Below are 15,893 nucleotides of genomic sequence, written 5' to 3' on the forward strand. Positions count from 1 at the left end.
GTTTTAAACGCTTTTTAATTTCAGAAAAGTCAAAAATAATTATGTGACAAGTTATTGACAGCGTTTTCTCACGGTGGTAAGATTTATTTAAGTTAATACGTTAGGTTGAGTATATGAAAGCCGCACACCATTCATTCCATTGGGATACGTGTGCGGCTTTTTGTAGGCTTTCCTGGTTACTTCCGAGGATTCATGCTACTTTTTATCCGTTGTTATGAAAGCGTTTTTCTGGAAAGTGACCAGGATTAAAGGTCTGGGTCTTGTGGCGCCGTAACAAATAATAAGACGAACCGCCTAACGTTATGACGATAAGTAAGCTTTAATAAAAAAGGAGGAAGAAGAATGTCTGTTTATTTAGCGGAGCTTATCGGTACGATGATTCTTATTATCTTTGGCGGCGGCGTAGTCGCAAACGTAAGTCTGAATAAATCCAAAGCTCAGGGTGCTGGTTGGATTGTTGTAGCACTTGGCTGGGGGTTTGCAGTGGCAATGGCCATCTATGCAGTAGGACAGTTCTCCGGGGCGCACATTAATCCAGCGGTAACGCTTGGCCTCGCTTCTGTTGGAGAGTTTGCGTGGGCACAGGTCCCGGGCTACATTATTGCTCAATTAATTGGTGCTGCATTAGGTGGCGTGGTAGTTTATCTTCACTTTCTCGGTCACTGGAAGGAAACAGAGGATTCGAATACAAAGCTTGGAGTGTTTTCGACCGACCCTGCTGTTCCGAACCGGTTTAACAATTTCCTGAGCGAGTTTATCGGTACAGCTGTTCTTGTCGGAGGTATTTTAGGTATTGGGGCCAACCAGTTCACAGAAGGATTAAATCCACTGATTGTCGGCTTTCTGATTCTCGCTATCGGCCTCTCTCTTGGTGGTACCACAGGATATGCCATCAACCCGGCCCGTGACCTTGGTCCTCGTATCGCACATGCGCTGCTGCCAATTCCGGGTAAAAGAGATTCCAACTGGTCCTATGCCTGGATCCCGGTAGTAGCCCCGGCTGCCGGTGGCGTGTTCGGTGCGATGGTTTACCGTTCATTCTTCTTGGGAGAAGGCGCAATGGCATTAATGATTTACTCGGTTGTCGTAGCCGTTTTCCTTGGAAGTTTGTACTACATGGGCAAACGCTCTGCGAAATCGATCATGTCCAACCCTGAAGTGAAAAACTAATACAACTTATATATGAAAAAGGAGATGAAGCGGATGGAGAAGAAATACATTCTAGCAATTGATCAGGGAACAACGAGCTCGCGTGCCATTATTTTTAACAAAGAAGGAGAAATAGTAGGCACGGCGCAGAGAGAGTTTAAGCAGTACTTTCCGAAGTCTGGCTGGGTAGAGCACAACGCCCAGGAAATTTGGACATCTGTACTAGCGGTGCTTGCAGAAGTGCTTGGGGAAAATGATATCCAGGCTGAAGAAATTAACGCAATTGGGATCACAAATCAGCGTGAGACAGCGGTAGTATGGGACAAACACACCGGGCGTCCTGTCTATAATGCAATTGTATGGCAGTCCCGCCAGACAATGGATATATGCAACGAGCTAAACGAGCAGGGATACGGGGAAATGTTCCGAAATAAAACCGGTCTTCTGATTGACGCGTACTTCTCGGGAACGAAAGTAAAGTGGATACTTGATAATGTAGAAGGCGCACGGGAAAAAGCAGACAATGGAGATCTTCTATTTGGCACCATCGATACGTGGCTGATCTGGAAGCTCTCTGGGGGAAAAGCGCATGTAACGGACTATACGAACGCCGGGCGGACGCTTATGTACAACATTTATGATCTGCAGTGGGATGATGAGCTGCTTGACGTCCTTACCGTACCGAAGAGCATGCTTCCGGAAGTGCGTTCTTCTTCCGAGGTATATGCCAATACAGTAGATTACCACTTCTTCGGCCAGGAAGTTCCGATTGCAGGGGTAGCGGGAGACCAGCACGCTGCCCTGTTCGGCCAGGCCTGCTTTGAAAAAGGGATGGCAAAGAACACGTATGGCACCGGCTGCTTTATGCTGATGCATACTGGAGATAAGCCAGTGCCATCAAATAACGGACTCCTGACTACAATTGCCTGGGGAATTGACGGCAAAGTTGAATACGCTCTTGAAGGAAGCATTTTCGTAGCCGGCTCGGCTATTCAGTGGCTCCGGGATGGCCTGCGTATGTTTACAAACTCGCCGGACAGCCAGAAATACGCTGAGCGTGTAGATGATACGAACGGCGTGTATTTTGTACCGGCCTTCGTAGGACTTGGAGCCCCTTACTGGGATAGTGAAGCGCGCGGAGCCATCTTTGGCCTGAGCCGTGGAACGGAAAAAGAGCATTTTGTACGGGCAACGCTGGAGTCGCTTGCGTACCAGACAAAAGACGTGCTCGGAGCAATGGAAACGGATTCGGGTATTGAAGTGAAGTCTCTTCGTGTCGACGGCGGAGCGGTTTCAAATGATTTTCTGATGCAGTTCCAAAGTGATATTGTCGGCGTTCCTGTAGAGCGTCCGGCTGTGATCGAAACAACTGCGATGGGCGCAGCTTATTTAGCGGGGATCGCCACTGGCTTCTGGAGCAGTAAAGAAGAAGTGAAAAAGCAGTGGAAAAAAGAAAAGCAATTTGAGCCGCAGATTAATGAAGATACAAGAACAGAATTGTACGACGGCTGGAAAGAAGCGGTGGATGCCACAAGGGCATTCAAGCCGGGAAAAAAGAAAACCACAGCCCAGTCAGCTAATTAAAAATCATGAAAGGACCGGTGCTCCTCAGGGGCGCCGGTTTTTATATGCCTGTTAATTTCTCCTTGATTATAGCGCAGAAGTTGTTTATGATTGATATTGGTAGAAATATATGTGCGCCTAAAGCAAACAGACCGCAGAGCCCTTAGGAGCGGCTGTTTTTTTAATGGTTGAAAACAAGCAGGACGGAAGAAGCCTGATGGTACATGTGATACAGAAACAGATGCAGATACATTTTTCTTCATATGAGACTTCATACTAATAATTTTATGACCGTTAACACCGGTTGATGGAGGTGGCTGCATGGCTGGGGGTACGAAAAAAAGCCCTATCCGCTTTCTCAAAGAAGTAGGACAGGAAATGAAGCGTGTTACATGGCCGACACGCAAAGAGCTAACGAAATATACAATTGTCACGGTGCTGACTGTCATCTTTTTTGTTATCTATTTTGCTGTTATCGATTTAGGGCTTTCTGAGCTTGTTCGTATATTTTTGGAGTAGCAACGGTTGAACGTTTGGAATAAAGGAGGGAAGGGGCTTAGTTCCCACTCTAGATATGGAAAAAAGCTGGTATGTAGTCCATACTTATTCGGGCTATGAAAACAAAGTAAAAACGAACCTGGAAAAACGGGTGGAATCCATGGGGATGACGGATAAAATTTTCCGTGTACTGGTGCCGGTGGAAGAAGAAACGGAAACCAAAAACGGAAAAAGCAAGACGGTCTCCAAAAAGGTTTTCCCCGGGTATGTCATCGTTGAAATGGTAATGACAGATGACTCCTGGTACGTAGTCCGCAACACCCCGGGAGTAACTGGGTTTATCGGCTCTACGGGAGCTGGCTCGAAGCCAACGCCGCTTTTGCCGGACGAAGTAGATACCATTCTCGGCCAAATGGGCGAGAAAGAACCGAAGGCTGAAGTTGATTTTGAACTTAAAGAAGCGGTGAAGGTAACTGAAGGGCCGTTTGCCGACTTCACGGGAACGGTGGAAGAAATCAATGCCGAGAAACAGAAGGTCAAAGTTTATGTAAATATGTTCGGCCGCGAAACTCCGGTTGAGCTGGAATTTACCCAAGTAGAAAAAATATAAGTCCGGCTTGTATTTTCTCTTTCTCATGAATTGACCATTGCTTATTTTGGCTTCAGGTGATAAAATCATCCTGTTTGGTATTGAAAGATATCATAGCCTAAAGCACATGGTGTTTTAGAATGAGTGGGAGGATGCATTGTATCCGGCTACCACATCACGGACGAAGGAGGTGTGTCGCGTGGCTAAAAGAGTCGAGAAGGTTGTTAAACTTCAAATTCCGGCTGGTAAAGCGAACCCGGCACCACCGGTAGGCCCAGCGCTTGGTCAAGCCGGTGTGAATATCATGGGATTCTGTAAAGAATTCAACGCTCGTACACAAGAGCAGACAGGAACAATCATTCCTGTAGAAATCAGTGTCTATGAAGACCGTTCGTTCACTTTTATTACGAAAACTCCGCCAGCCCCTGTACTTCTTAAAGAAGCAGCAGGCATTAAAGGCGGTTCCGGTGAGCCTAACCGTAACAAAGTTGGTTCAGTAACCCGGGATCAGGTTCGTGAAATTGCTGAGACGAAAATGCAGGATTTAAACGCATCTGACGTTGAATCAGCAATGCGTATGGTTGAAGGAACAGCCCGCAGCATGGGCTTAAACGTTGAAGACTAATTGAAAGATTTGCCTTGCTGAAGGTTGTGTGGACGCCTCTGACGCTTTTGCCGAAGGGACGGCTCGCAACCTTTACTAGTGGGAGGTCTTACCGTTAAACCACAACAAGGAGGAAAAACAATGCCTAAAAGAGGTAAAAAATACCGCGAGGCGGCGCAGCTCATCGACCAGGAGCAGCAGTACAATGCTGAAGAGGCGATTGAACTTGCGAAGAAAACATCGATCGTAAATTTTGATGCAACGGTAGAAGTAGCGTTTCGTCTTGGAATTGACCCGCGTAAAAACGATCAGCAGATCCGTGGCGCGATCGTCCTTCCAAACGGAACAGGAAAAAGCCAGCGCGTGCTCGTTTTTGCTAAAGGCGAAAAAGCTCAGGAAGCAGAAGCGGCCGGCGCTGATTATGTAGGAGAAGAAGATCTGGTGAACCGTGTGCAGCAAGGATGGTTTGACTTTGATGCAGTAGTAGCCACTCCGGACATGATGGCCCAGGTAGGTAAATTGGGCCGTACCCTTGGACCGAAAGGCCTTATGCCTAATCCAAAAACCGGTACGGTGACAATGGACGTTACAAAAGCTGTTGAAGAAATTAAAGCAGGTAAAGTGGAATACCGTGTCGATAAGTCCGGTAATATCCATGCGCCAATTGGCAAAGTATCTTTTGATACTGCAAGCCTGGTGGAAAACTTCAACACAGTTGCCGACGCGCTTCAAAAAGCAAAGCCGGCAGCAGCTAAAGGAACGTACATGAGAGGCGTTGCTGTAACGACTTCCATGGGTCCTGGCGTGAAAGTAAGCACTTCTTCGTTAAAATTCGCATAAATTAAACAGCAATATTTTTGTTTGCCGGCAGCGCCCGGGTGATCTTGAAAAAGCTCTTGACCCGGACGCTGCTTCCATTTATACTAAATGACGGATCAGCCAACAATTTTATATTGTTGCCGCAGACAGCAGGAGTGCACTGCACTTAAATTATCCTGCCGAGGTACCATTCCTATACATTGGACGCCTTAGAGCGTTTTACGGGAGTAGTGTCTTCGTGTCTGCTAATTTAGACAGGAAGATTTTTTAATGTCTGCGGTCGCGGACGGCAAACAATAAAGAATGGCAGGAGGTGGAACGGATGAGCAAAGTTATCGAACAAAAACAGGCGGTTGTTGATGAAATCGCAGCAAAGCTGAAAGACAGCGTGTCGACCGTATTGGTAGACTATCGCGGCCTGGACGTGTCGGAAATTACGGAATTACGTGCGCAGCTTCGTGAAGCAGACGTTGATTTCAAAGTGTATAAAAACACAATGGCGCGTCGTGCGGCAGAAGACGTGAATCTGAAAGACGAGTTGAACGAATACCTGGTAGGCCCTACAGCTATTGCAACAAGCACAGAGGACGCAGTAGCACCGGCAAAAGTATTGTACAATTTCGCTAAAGATCACGAAGCGCTGGAGATTAAAACGGGTGTCATTGAAGGCAGCGTTGTTTCCCAGGAGCAGATCAAGGAATTGGCAAGCCTTCCATCCCACGATGGACTTGTGGCTATGCTGCTTAGCGTTATGCAGGCGCCAATCCGTAACTTCGCACTGGTTACAAAAGCAGTGGCAGAGCAAAAAGAAGAAGAGAGCGCCTAACAATTTAGGGCTTTTGACAGGTTAAACATTAATACTAAGAGGAGGATTATCCATGAGTAATCAAGAAATGATTGATGCAATTAAGGAAATGTCCGTTCTGGAATTGAACGAATTAGTAAAAGCAATTGAAGAAGAATTCGGCGTAACAGCAGCTGCACCAGTAGCAGCTGGCGGTGGCGGCGGTGAAGTCGTTGAGGAAGAGCAAACAGAATTCGACGTAGTACTCGAAAGCGCTGGTTCTTCTAAAATCAACGTCATCAAAGTTGTCCGTGAAATTACCGGTCTTGGCTTGAAAGAAGCTAAAGCACTAGTAGACGGAGCACCTGAAACATTAAAAGAAGGCGTATCTAAAGAAGACGCTGAAGAAATGAAAGGTCAACTCGAAGAAGCAGGCGCTTCTATCGAATTGAAGTAAGGGTTCGATCAACTCATCCGCACAGCTGCGGATGAGTTTTTTGTTGCAACAAATGTCTGGATCCTGCTATGATAATATTCCAATAACTAGAACGGAGCGATGCTATGAGCGGTGAACAATATTTTCATGCAAGTCCAAGTGCGGCAAGTGATGAAAAAGTTATCCAAGCAAAGCTTAGGGGCAGAGACTGGTCATTCGTGACAGACAGCGGAGTCTTCTCGAAACAAACAGTGGATTTTGGTACAGAAACGCTGCTCGAAGCCTTTGAATGGCCGGATGTAGATGGAGACATTGTAGACATTGGCTGCGGTTACGGTGTAGTGGGAGTAACTCTTGCTAAGGAAACGGCTCGAAATGTGCTGCTTTTTGACATCAATCAACGCGCGGTAGAATTGGCAAAAAGAAACATTCAGCGGCATCAGGCTGAAAATGCCGAAGCCGCAGAAAGCGATCTATTCAATGCCTATGAAGGCAGGGCAGCAGCGATTTTGACAAACCCACCTATCAGAGCTGGAAAGAAAGTGGTGCACCAGCTGTTCGAGGAAGCTTTTGAAGCATTGAGGCCGGGTGGTGAATGTTGGATTGTCATCCAGAAAAAGCAGGGGGCTCCTTCAGCGAAAGAAAAACTTAACGAACTGTTTCCGGTTGTGAAAAATGTAAAAAAAAATAAAGGATATTATATTTTCCGTGCGCGTAAATAAACAGCACCATCAGAAGTTGACGGTGCTGTTTTGATATGGTATTATAATTTAATGCGTATAAGTATCCATTAGTACCAAACTACATGCAATATTCTACTTATTAAATCAGGTGATACCGTAAGAAGTATCATCCATTTCTTTTCTATATGCCACTTCACGGCTGAGCTGGATTACGGTTGCAGCAAGCTTATCCATTAAAATGAGAACGTTTGTGCTTTTGATTCCTTCTTATTCTAACACATTCGAATAAGAAATGGGAGAATCGATCGTAATAAGTATTAGGAAAAACAATTTCATTTAAGATGAACAACATGAGTCAGGGAGAAGCGGTCATCGTTCTCAAGCTGGCTATTCGGTTTGTGAAAAAATTACATCGACGGCGTTTGTGTACGCGGACTGTTCTCTGTGTTCTGATACGCTGAAGAATTCATCAGAGCAGAAAGAGCCGTCCGTCTACACGACGACGCGTCTCTGCATTTATCACTATTTAGCTATATTACCGATAATTGCCTTGGAAAAACGCTTGTTTTAAAACGAGCGGATATCATGCGAGATTTGAGGGGTGAATCTGTTGTCAAGTCAACTTATTCAATTTGGACGTCACCGCCAGCGGAGAAGCTATGCCCGAATCAATGAAGTATTGGACCTTCCCAACCTCATTGAGATTCAGACGGCTTCTTATCAATGGTTTCTAGATGAAGGGATTCGCGAAATGTTTCAGGACATCTCGCCGATTGAAGATTTTACCGGAAACTTGGTGCTAGAATTCATCGATTACAATTTGGGAGAACCAAAATATCCAATCGATGAATCAAAAGAACGTGATGCCACATACTCTGCACCACTTCGCGTCAAGGTCCGCCTGATGAACAAGGAGACTGGCGAAGTAAAAGAGCAGGAAGTATTTATGGGCGATTTCCCGCTTATGACCGACACAGGTACATTTGTAATAAACGGGGCTGAGCGTGTTATCGTATCCCAGCTCGTACGTTCACCAAGCGTATATTTTAACAATAAAGTAGACAAAAACGGCAAGCGTGGCTACACTGCGACTGTTATTCCGAATCGCGGTGCATGGCTCGAGCTTGAAACAGATGCGAAAGACGTCGTTCACGTTCGTATTGACCGTACCCGGAAAATCCCGGTTACCGTGCTTCTTCGCGCACTTGGCTTTGGTTCCGACCAAGAGATTATCGATCTTTTGGGCGAAGATCAATACCTGCGGAATACGCTCGAAAAAGACAATACTGAAGGCAGCGAAAAAGCCCTTCTCGAAATTTATGAACGTCTCCGCCCTGGGGAACCGCCAACGGTGGATAGCGCGAAAAGCTTATTAAACACGCGCTTTTTTGATCCGAAACGGTATGATCTCGCAAATGTCGGACGTTATAAAATGAATAAAAAGCTCCATATCCAAAATCGTTTATTCAATCAGCGTTTAGCAGAAACGCTTGCTGATCCAGAAACGGGAGAAGTCATTGCTGAGGCTGGCACGATGCTCGACCGCCGGGCACTGGACCGTCTCATGCCGTATCTGGAAAATAACCTTGGATTTAAACGGTACACCGTTTCCGGTGGAGTGGTGGAAGATGCAGATTTGGACGTACAATCTATTAAGATTTATGCAGATGACGGTCAAGGCGAAGACCGTGAAATTAACGTAATCAGTAATGGGAACATTGATCTTGAAACGAAGAATATTACGCCTGAAGACATGATTGCTTCGGTAAACTATTTCTTCAACCTTCTTCACGGCGTCGGCCGGACTGATGACATTGACCATTTGGGTAATCGTCGTCTCCGTTCTGTCGGGGAGCTGCTTCAAAACCAGTTCCGTATCGGACTTTCCCGTATGGAGCGTGTGGTACGTGAGCGCATGTCTATCCAGGACCCAAGCTCCATCACGCCGCAGGCGCTTATCAATATTCGTCCGGTAATCGCTTCTATTAAAGAGTTCTTTGGCAGCTCGCAGCTGTCCCAGTTTATGGACCAGACAAATCCTTTGGCTGAACTGACGCACAAACGCCGTCTGTCAGCGCTCGGACCGGGCGGACTGACCCGTGAACGTGCCGGTTTTGAAGTCCGTGACGTGCACTACTCCCACTACGGGCGTATGTGCCCGATTGAAACGCCGGAAGGACCGAACATCGGCCTGATTAACTCTTTATCAAGCTACGCCAAGGTAAATAAGTTCGGCTTTATCGAAACAGCTTACCGCCGTGTAGACCCGGATACGGGAGTGGTCACCGAGCAGTGTGATTATCTTACTGCTGATGAAGAAGATAACTACGTAGTCGCTCAGGCGAACGCTTCACTTGCTGAAGACGGCACATTTGCCGACGATGAAGTTATCGCCCGTTTCCGAGGAGACAACACCATCGTGCCGAAAGAAAAAATCGACTATATGGACGTTTCACCGAAGCAGGCAGTTTCTGCTGCAACGGCGTGTATTCCATTCCTCGAAAATGACGACTCCAACCGGGCATTGATGGGAGCGAACATGCAGCGTCAGGCAGTGCCGCTTCTTGAGCCGGAAGCACCTCTTGTAGGTACCGGCATGGAATACGTTTCAGCAAAGGATTCAGGGGCTGCCATCATCGCCCGTCACAAAGGCGTAGTTGAGCGGGCATCCGCACGTGAAATCTGGATCCGCCGCATTGAAGATGTGGACGGAGAAGAAGTAGAAACAGATATCGATAAATATCGTATGATGAAATACGTTCGTTCCAACCAGGGAACAAGCTATAACCAGCGTCCGATCGTTAAAGACGGGGACCGTATAGAAAAAGGCGAAGTCCTTGCAGACGGTCCATCGATGGATAACGGGGAAATGGCATTGGGGCGTAACGTCTTAACTGCCTTTATGACCTGGGACGGCTATAACTATGAAGACGCCGTTATCCTGAGTGAACGGGTAGTAAAAGACGATGTCTACACTTCCATTCACGTAGATGAATACGAGTCAGAAGCCCGCGATACCAAGCTCGGACCGGAGGAAATCACCCGCGATATTCCAAACGTTGGTGAAGAAGCGCTGAAGGACCTCGATGACCGCGGTATTATCCGCGTCGGTGCGGAAGTGAAGGATGGCGACATTCTTGTCGGAAAAGTAACGCCGAAAGGCATGACAGAGCTTTCCGCAGAAGAGCGCCTGCTTCATGCGATCTTCGGGGAAAAAGCCCGTGAAGTACGGGACACTTCGCTTCGTGTTCCACACGGGGCAGACGGCATTGTACTCGACGTAAAAATCTTTAACCGTGAAGACGGAGATGAACTTCCACCGGGAGTGAATCAGCTTGTCCGGGTATATCTCGTGCAGAAGCGTAAGATTCATGAAGGGGATAAAATGGCCGGTCGTCACGGAAACAAAGGTGTTATTTCCCGTATTCTTCCAGAGGAAGATATGCCTTACCTGCCGGACGGAACACCGATTGATCTTATGCTGAACCCTCTCGGGGTGCCTTCGCGTATGAATATCGGACAGGTGCTTGAAATGCACCTGGGCATGGCGGCCCGTTCCCTGAACCTTCACATGGCAACACCGGTATTTGACGGTGCCCGTGAAGAAGATGTTTGGGAAACGATTCAGGAAGCCGGTCTCGCCCGGGACGGAAAGACCGTATTGTATGACGGGCGTACAGGGGAAACCTTTGACAACCGTATTTCAGTCGGGGTCATGTATATGATCAAACTGGCCCACATGGTGGACGACAAGCTTCACGCCCGTTCGACCGGACCTTACTCTCTTGTTACCCAGCAGCCGCTTGGTGGTAAAGCGCAGTTCGGCGGCCAGCGTTTCGGGGAAATGGAAGTATGGGCTCTTGAAGCGTACGGAGCAGCTTATACGCTGCAGGAAATTCTTACGGTGAAATCCGACGACGTTGTCGGCCGTGTGAAAACGTACGAAGCGATTGTTAAAGGGGAAAATGTGCCGGAGCCTGGCGTTCCCGAGTCATTTAAAGTTCTGATTAAAGAGCTTCAAAGCCTTGGCATGGACGTGAAAATGCTTTCGAGCAATGAAGAGGAAATCGAAATGAAAGAGCTCGATGATGAAGATGAACAACCCGGAGATAACTTGAATCTTAGAATCGAGTCCACGGAAAACGCATAAGGTCTCATCGGTAAAACGGAGAAGACGGGGTGTCTAATTAAAAGCTATATGGCTTTTGTAGGCACCTCTTGTCCCTCTTTCAGCCATGCCACCTTTAAAGATTGAAAGGGAGGTCGACCTCTTGATAGACGTCAATAACTTTGAATATATGAAAATTGGACTTGCCTCTCCGGAAAAAATTCGTTCCTGGACACACGGTGAAGTGAAAAAGCCAGAAACGATTAACTACCGGACGTTAAAACCGGAAAAAGACGGACTGTTCTGTGAGCGTATTTTTGGTCCGACAAAAGACTGGGAATGCCACTGCGGTAAATACAAGCGTATTCGCTATAAAGGCGTAGTCTGCGACAGGTGCGGGGTAGAAGTCACTCGTTCAAAAGTGCGCCGGGAACGCATGGGCCATATTGAACTTGCAGCCCCTGTATCTCACATTTGGTACTTTAAAGGTATCCCAAGCCGTATGGGACTGGTCCTTGATATGTCCCCGCGTTCCCTCGAAGAAGTTATTTACTTTGCTTCCTATACAGTAACGGAGCCGGGGGAAACGCCGCTTGAATACAAACAGCTGCTTTCCGAAAGAGAATACCGGGCATATTACGATAAGTACGGCAAAACCTTCTCCGCTCAGATGGGTGCAGAAGCCATCCGCAAGCTTCTTCAGGATATTGATCTTGAAAAAGAAGTGCACGGCTTAAAAGGCGAACTTGAAACAGCGCAGGGCCAACGCCGTACTCGGGCGATCAAGCGCCTGGAAGTGCTTGAAGCGTTCCGTCACTCCGGCAACCATCCAGCATGGATGATCCTTGACGTTCTCCCGGTTGTTCCTCCGGAAATTCGTCCAATGGTTCAGTTGGACGGCGGCCGGTTTGCCACCTCTGACCTGAACGATTTGTATCGCCGTGTTATTAACCGGAACAACCGTTTAAAACGTCTTCTTGATCTGGGAGCACCGAGCATCATTGTGCAAAACGAAAAGCGTATGCTTCAGGAAGCTGTCGATGCTTTAATTGACAACGGCCGCCGCGGCCGTCCGGTCACAGGTCCAGGCAACCGTCCGCTAAAATCTCTTTCTCATATGCTGAAAGGGAAACAGGGCCGGTTCCGTCAGAACCTTCTCGGCAAACGTGTCGACTATTCCGGACGTTCGGTTATTGTGGTTGGGCCGAGCCTGAAAATGTATCAGTGCGGACTTCCAAAAGAAATGGCGCTTGAGCTGTTCAAGCCATTTGTAATGAAAGAGCTCGTAAACCGAAGCCTCGCGCACAACATTAAAAGTGCGAAACGGAAAGTAGAGCGTGTGCATCCGGAAGTCTGGGATGTGCTTGAGGACGTTATCCGTGAACATCCAGTTCTTTTGAACCGTGCACCGACGCTTCACCGTCTCGGTATTCAGGCATTCGAACCGACGCTGGTTGAGGGTCGTGCCATTAAGCTCCACCCGCTCGTTTGTACAGCGTACAACGCCGACTTTGACGGGGACCAGATGGCTGTGCACGTTCCGCTTTCAGCAGAAGCGCAGGCAGAAGCCCGCGTGCTTATGCTTGCAGCGCAGAATATCTTGAACCCTAAGGATGGTAAACCAGTTGTTACACCATCCCAGGACATGGTACTTGGAAACTACTACCTGACGCTTGAACGTGAAAACGCCATGGGTGAAGGCTCTATCTTTAACGATATAAAAGAAGTGCTCACTGCTTATCAAAATGGCTATGTGCACCTGCATACCCGTATTGCTTTGCCGGTTCGTGCGTTAAATAAAACTAACTTCAGTGAAGAAGAGATGAGTAAGCTCGTCTTAACGACACCAGGAAAGCTTATATTTAATGAAATTCTTCCAACGTCCTTCCCTTACGTGAACGAGCCGACAGCATTGAACCTGGAAGAAGAGCTTCCGGAAAAATATGTAGTGCCAAGCACGACAGATGTTAAAGAAGAATTTAAAAACCGAGAACTCATTCCGCCGTTTAAAAAAGGCTTTTTGGGTGACATCATTGCAGCGGTGTTTAAAAACTTCCAGATTATCGAAACATCGAAAATGCTTGACCGCATGAAGGATCTCGGTTTCCATTACTCTACAAAAGCAGGGATTACGGTTGGGATTTCCGACATTGTTGTACTTCCGGACAAGCAGGACGTACTAGAGGATTCTGAAGAACAGGTCTCGAAGGTAATGAAGCAATTCCGGCGCGGTTTGATTACCGAAGAGGAACGCTATGACAAAATTATCAGCATCTGGGGCGGCGCTAAGGATGTTATCCAGGACAAGCTTATGGGTACGCTTGATATACGGAACCCTATATTTATGATGAGTGACTCTGGTGCGCGTGGTAACGCCTCGAACTTCACGCAGCTTGCTGGGATGCGCGGACTGATGGCCAATCCATCCGGGCGCATCATCGAACTCCCGATCAAATCAAGTTTCCGTGAGGGGCTTACGGTGCTTGAATACTTTATTTCCACGCACGGTGCCCGTAAAGGTCTGGCCGACACAGCGCTTAAAACTGCCGATTCGGGTTATCTGACCCGTCGTCTTGTGGACGTGGCCCAGGACGTTATCATCCGTGAAGACGACTGCGGCACTGACCGCGGGCTTTCGGTAGCGACGCTCCGTGAAGGTAATGAAATCATTGAAAAACTTCAGGACCGCCTGATCGGCCGGGTAGCCTTTGAAACAGTGCGCCATCCTGAAACAGACGAAGTATTGGCTCAAAAGGGCGAGCTTCTAAATGAAGATTCGGCCCGTATTATCGAAGAGGCCGGTGTCGAAAAAGTTGTTATCCGCTCTGTCTTTACGTGCGATACGCACCACGGCGTCTGCAAAAAATGCTACGGCCGTAATCTTGCTACAGGAGCCGACGTTGAAGTGGGCGAAGCAGTAGGGATCATTGCTGCCCAGTCTATCGGTGAGCCGGGCACACAGCTTACCATGCGTACGTTCCATACAGGCGGCGTAGCCGGGGACGACATCACCCAGGGTCTTCCTCGTATTCAGGAGCTTGTTGAAGCCCGTAATCCTAAAGGGCAGGCTGTCATTTCTGAACTCTCCGGCGAAATTGTCGATGTGAAAGATCTGACGGATAAGAAAGAAGTGACGGTGCAGGGGCCGCTTGAAAGCCGTTCCTACACTACTCCATATGGCGCCCGTCTTCGGGTGGGAGTAGGCGACCAAGTGGAAGTAGGGCAGGCTCTTACAGAAGGTTCTATCGATCCGAAAGAGCTGTTGAAAGTAACCGGGCTCGACCAGGTGCAGCAGTATCTTCTGAAAGAAGTGCAGAAGGTATACAGCATGCAGGGCGTGGAAATTGGCGACAAGCACATCGAAGTGATGGTTCGTCAAATGTTCCGTAAAATCCGGATTACCGACTCTGGTAATACAGATGCTCTGCCTGGCAGTCTGGTAGAGGTGCATGCGTTTGAAAAAGCTAATCGCGAAGCACTTCAAAAACACCATCAGCCAGCCGTTGGCCAGCCGGTCATTCTTGGTATTACGAAAGCATCGCTTGAAACGGATTCCTTCCTTTCAGCTGCTTCGTTCCAGGAAACCACAAGAATTCTTACGGACGCGGCAATTCGTGGCAAGCGCGACGAGCTGTTAGGCTTAAAAGAGAACGTTATTATCGGGAAATTAGTTCCAGCGGGTACCGGTATGCAGCGTTACCGCAGCCTCGAACAGGTTGTCCCGGAAGAAGCTGTGCAGGAAATGCAGGAATCAGGCGAAGAAGTATATTCGTCGGAATGAAATAGTGTTGACATCGCAAAAACGCGGTGATATGCTATCTAAGGTGCGTTAAGCTCCTGTGCTTTGGAGGATGAATGATGTCTTATGAAAAAGTAACACAGGCTGACGAAGTTTTAATTGGAACTAAACAAACGCTTAAAGCGATTGAACATGGCACAGCTTCCGAAATCATTGTGGCAGCAGATGCAGCTGTAGAAATTCAGCAGCGCATTCTTAAAGCGGCAAATGAAAGCAGTGTTTCCATCCAGTTTGTCGATTCGATGAAAAAACTTGGAAAAGCTTGCGGAATTGATGTAGGAGCGGCTACGATCGCTTTAAAAAAGCAATAACGAGTTTTTGCTGGTGGGGTTTTCGGGCCTCATTGGCAAAAACTTTCATTTTGCTTATCAATGAACCACCTGGAACGGTGGTCTTGAAATAACTTAGTCGGAAAGGAGGAAAACAACTATGCCAACTATTAATCAGCTGGTTCGTAAAGGCCGTCAGATGAAGACTAAAAAGACTGATTCTCCGGCGTTGAACCGAGGTTACAATAGCTTGCGTAAAGTCCCAACAGATCAAAATGCTCCGCAAAAACGTGGTGTATGTACTCGTGTAGGCACACTTACCCCGAAGAAGCCAAACTCGGCTCTTCGTAAGTATGCACGTGTTCGCCTGACTAACCAAATCGAGGTTACAGCATACATTCCTGGTATTGGCCACAATCTCCAGGAGCACAGTGTAGTATTGATCCGTGGAGGCCGTGTTAAGGACCTTCCTGGTGTGCGTTATCACGTTGTTCGTGGCGCCCTTGATACTGCCGGCGTACAAAACCGCATGCAAAGCCGTTCCAAATACGGAACTAAGCGCGGGAAGAAAAAGAAATAATAACAGCTAATT

Annotated in this window: 13 protein-coding genes and 1 other annotated feature; all 13 genes read left to right on the forward strand. The window is 47.6% G+C overall.

The window, feature by feature from the left end; all coding sequences use genetic code 11:
• The first annotated feature begins 342 nt into the window (after positions 1-342).
• The 13 genes from B5066_RS06145 (at position 343) to rpsL (ending at position 15,881) form a co-directional block, all read left to right on the forward strand.
• On the forward strand, positions 343-1,170 hold the full coding sequence (locus B5066_RS06145; protein ID WP_079475093.1) for an MIP/aquaporin family protein: 828 nt from the start codon (positions 343-345) through the stop codon (positions 1,168-1,170).
• A 33-nt stretch (positions 1,171-1,203) separates the two neighbouring features.
• Complete coding sequence (gene glpK / locus B5066_RS06150; protein WP_079475094.1) at positions 1,204-2,733, forward strand: glycerol kinase GlpK; 1,530 nt, start codon at positions 1,204-1,206, stop codon at positions 2,731-2,733.
• A gap of 300 nt (positions 2,734-3,033) precedes the next feature.
• A complete protein-coding gene (gene secE / locus B5066_RS06155) occupies positions 3,034-3,231 on the forward strand; it encodes a preprotein translocase subunit SecE (RefSeq protein WP_022794453.1) in 198 nt (65 codons plus the stop codon).
• A gap of 55 nt (positions 3,232-3,286) precedes the next feature.
• The gene (nusG, locus tag B5066_RS06160) at positions 3,287-3,820 is read left to right on the forward strand and encodes a transcription termination/antitermination protein NusG (protein WP_022794454.1); all 534 of its coding nucleotides are present in this window, start codon (positions 3,287-3,289) and stop codon (positions 3,818-3,820) included.
• A 178-nt stretch (positions 3,821-3,998) separates the two neighbouring features.
• Positions 3,999-4,424, forward strand: a complete 426-nt coding sequence (rplK, locus tag B5066_RS06165; RefSeq protein WP_079475095.1) for a 50S ribosomal protein L11 — start codon at positions 3,999-4,001, stop codon at positions 4,422-4,424.
• Positions 4,425-4,544: 120 nt separating this feature from the next.
• Entirely contained in the window at positions 4,545-5,243 is a 699-nt protein-coding gene (gene rplA, locus B5066_RS06170) for a 50S ribosomal protein L1 (protein ID WP_022794456.1), read from the forward strand.
• Positions 5,244-5,344: 101 nt separating this feature from the next.
• Positions 5,345-5,500 (forward strand) — a sequence feature (ribosomal protein L10 leader region).
• 44 nt (positions 5,501-5,544) lie between these two features.
• A complete protein-coding gene (rplJ, locus tag B5066_RS06175; RefSeq protein WP_079475096.1) occupies positions 5,545-6,048 on the forward strand; it encodes a 50S ribosomal protein L10 in 504 nt (167 codons plus the stop codon).
• 52 nt (positions 6,049-6,100) lie between these two features.
• Positions 6,101-6,463, forward strand: a complete 363-nt coding sequence (gene rplL / locus B5066_RS06180) for a 50S ribosomal protein L7/L12 (RefSeq protein WP_079475097.1) — start codon at positions 6,101-6,103, stop codon at positions 6,461-6,463.
• Between the two features lie 104 nt (positions 6,464-6,567).
• Positions 6,568-7,164, forward strand: a complete 597-nt coding sequence (locus B5066_RS06185; RefSeq protein ID WP_079475098.1) for a class I SAM-dependent methyltransferase — start codon at positions 6,568-6,570, stop codon at positions 7,162-7,164.
• Positions 7,165-7,735: 571 nt separating this feature from the next.
• Positions 7,736-11,275 carry a DNA-directed RNA polymerase subunit beta gene (gene rpoB, locus B5066_RS06190; protein WP_079475099.1) on the forward strand — a complete coding sequence of 1,180 codons (3,540 nt, stop codon included), beginning with the start codon at positions 7,736-7,738 and terminating at the stop codon, positions 11,273-11,275.
• 121 nt (positions 11,276-11,396) lie between these two features.
• Complete coding sequence (rpoC, locus tag B5066_RS06195; RefSeq protein ID WP_079475100.1) at positions 11,397-15,014, forward strand: DNA-directed RNA polymerase subunit beta'; 3,618 nt, start codon at positions 11,397-11,399, stop codon at positions 15,012-15,014.
• A gap of 77 nt (positions 15,015-15,091) precedes the next feature.
• On the forward strand, positions 15,092-15,343 hold the full coding sequence (locus tag B5066_RS06200; RefSeq protein WP_079475101.1) for a 50S ribosomal protein L7ae-like protein: 252 nt from the start codon (positions 15,092-15,094) through the stop codon (positions 15,341-15,343).
• Between the two features lie 118 nt (positions 15,344-15,461).
• Positions 15,462-15,881, forward strand: coding sequence for a 30S ribosomal protein S12 (gene rpsL, locus B5066_RS06205; RefSeq protein WP_022794463.1), 420 nt, complete (start codon positions 15,462-15,464; stop codon positions 15,879-15,881).
• Positions 15,882-15,893: the final 12 nt, after the last annotated feature.

Source organism: Marinococcus halophilus (assembly GCF_900166605.1).
In the GTDB taxonomy this organism is placed as follows: domain Bacteria; phylum Bacillota; class Bacilli; order Bacillales; family Marinococcaceae; genus Marinococcus; species Marinococcus halophilus.